A 2,128-nucleotide genomic window follows, 5' to 3' on the forward strand; every position below is an offset into this window, starting at 1 on the left:
CGAGCACTCGCGACCGCTAAAAACGATTTGCTTTTGATGTTGGCCGTTGCGATAGCCGAGGCATCGAGGGAATGACTTGAAGGGCGTTAGTTCCGAAGGAATGAGCGATTAGCGAACCCGTAAAGGCACTTGATCGCCCTATTTCTCTATCCGTTGATTATGATAAGCTACACCTAACTGTCTAGAAACTATGGTGAACAACAAGCTAATAAGCCTAGATAGCCAGCCCTCTAGCATGGGGGCGACTCAAAATTTAGATACAAAAAAACCGACCCCTAGAGAAAGTCGGTTTCTTTGTCGAATGCTTAAGACCAAAGAATCACCAATGATCACACTCTAATCTTTGAAAAATACACTACATAGTTGACTATGTAGTAGTGTGCTATGTAATGCACTCTACTCAAAGACTGAGATCATTATAAGTTTTGCAGTGGTGAAATTCAATAAAGAATCTCTTAAATATTGCAAAATTTCGAAATAACCTTACCCAATATTTTAAACTCTTTGAAGAACTTTTGCTGGTTATAATGCTCGGTCAAATAAGCATCATTAATAGGCTTAACGGAATAACCTGTAAGCGTTTGTGATAATGAGCGAACCCGACAAAATGTGTCATGCAAAACAAGATACATTCCACCGTCCCTAATTGTTTTAAAATCCGTATCAATAAACAGAATGTCACGGTCATTAAATAAAGGGCTCATAGAATCCCCCTCGACTTCAAACCAAGCGATATTATCTTTGTTTATCAAAAGCTTTGAGTCAATTTGTAAATAGTTCTCAGCCCATGCTTTTTTAGGATCTATTTCTGCATTTGGAACAATTACGGTATTAAGATCCTCAAATGAAATGTCACTTTGAAGGATGCGCCCCGAACTAAGCCACTCTATACCTACCTCGAAAAAATCCGCTAACGCTTTCAGATTTGCCATTTTGGGCTCTGTTATGCCTGTTTCCCACTGAGAAATAGCAACCGCTGTCACCCTTGACGGTAAATTTTTAGCCAGCTCTCCTTGCGTTAATCCTCTTGCCTCCCTCAATCGTTTTAATCGTTCTTTGAAAGAATCCATTTTTTTTATACGCCATGTCTTTGATTCTTCAATTATCGGACAACCACAGTTAAGAATCACTTTACTAAAATTAAGTTATGGTTTAAATTTGTCCCTATGCGGGATATTTACACATAAACAGGGATTTAGGTGAATATGGAAGAAAAGAAAACAACCAGCATCAACTTTGAAATGGATAGTGAGACAAATCAAAGGCTTGAAAATGCTAGTGCTCATACTAAGCGAACTAAGCGCGGTGAAGCTGCCGCACGCTTAAAAGATCACCTTGAAAGGTTTGATGTTTTCGAACCTAAATATGTTAAGAAAAAAGTTTAACTTGCTTTAAGTATTTATTTTTAAAAGTTTTTAGCTTAAAACTGAAAGGCCGATGGAACGGGCAGGCAGGTTAACCTAAACAAATATGAACGCCCAAAGCTAGGCGTTGTCCGACCGCGAAAAGCGAGGGAATATAGCTTACACCAATTCGTAAACATTCTTACGAGAGTGTGATTAAAAACGTGTTAAAATCCGTCAAATGGATGACGACTAAATAAACAAAACTTAGTCAATAGCCTGTTTTTAAACACATTGGAGGTGTTTTTATGCTACTAGAACTAGCATTTATGGCACAAATGCTTAAAGAGTGTCAGACCGAAGTCGAACCCAATTTGTTAATTGGTTTGATTACAAATAACCCCTATAGCATTAGCGTTATGGGAGCCGAAACAGCAACCCCCCCTGAAACAGAAGGAGAAGCAACAAAAGTCATTAACGATTTGGCTATGAAAAGGATTAGCTTTAATGCAGGGATGATGAAAATTCACAATGGGAATTTTCAAGAGTTAGGAATTGATAACAACAACGTTTTCGATGTTTGTACAAACATCAAAGCGGGAGCGTCAATTCTGGCAAAGTGTTTACCTGAAACAGATAAAACGACCCCCGAAGCAATCCTGTCTCTTGATCACATCTTTTGCTCAAGAGACAAGGCTAGCTGGTAACCTTCAAGGATGGTTTGCAGTTTAAACCATCCTTGCCATAACCTTTCCCAGCCCACAATTCCGCTTCGTTTGCTGTCA

At 39.0% G+C, this 2,128-nt stretch carries 3 protein-coding genes; 2 read left to right on the forward strand and 1 reads right to left on the reverse strand.

The features are described 5' to 3' along the window. Positions 1-455 precede the first annotated feature (455 nt). Positions 456-1,070, reverse strand: coding sequence for an XRE family transcriptional regulator (locus KFE26_RS23525; protein WP_212601906.1), 615 nt, complete (start codon positions 1,068-1,070; stop codon positions 456-458). A 135-nt stretch (positions 1,071-1,205) separates the two neighbouring features. Here KFE26_RS23525 and KFE26_RS23530 point away from each other — a divergent pair, with 135 nt between their 5' ends. Then, positions 1,206-1,385 (forward strand): TraY domain-containing protein, encoded by a 180-nt coding sequence (locus tag KFE26_RS23530; RefSeq protein ID WP_212601907.1) that lies wholly within the window; start codon positions 1,206-1,208, stop codon positions 1,383-1,385. 266 nt (positions 1,386-1,651) lie between these two features. Then, the gene (locus KFE26_RS23535; protein WP_212601908.1) at positions 1,652-2,050 is read left to right on the forward strand and encodes a transglycosylase SLT domain-containing protein; all 399 of its coding nucleotides are present in this window, start codon (positions 1,652-1,654) and stop codon (positions 2,048-2,050) included. The last annotated feature ends 78 nt before the right edge of the window (positions 2,051-2,128 follow it).

The sequence above is a fragment of the Shewanella sp. M16 genome, assembly GCF_018224605.1.
Lineage (GTDB): Bacteria > Pseudomonadota > Gammaproteobacteria > Enterobacterales > Shewanellaceae > Shewanella > Shewanella oncorhynchi.

Bases quoted from the DNA above. Each gene is read 5' to 3' on its own strand.
- KFE26_RS23525 (WP_212601906.1), bottom strand. From the start codon at position 1,070: ATGGATTCTTTCAAAGAACGATTAAAACGATTGAGGGAGGCAAGAGGA.
- KFE26_RS23530 (WP_212601907.1), top strand. From the start codon at position 1,206: ATGGAAGAAAAGAAAACAACCAGCATCAACTTTGAAATGGATAGTGAG.
- KFE26_RS23535 (WP_212601908.1), top strand. From the start codon at position 1,652: ATGCTACTAGAACTAGCATTTATGGCACAAATGCTTAAAGAGTGTCAG.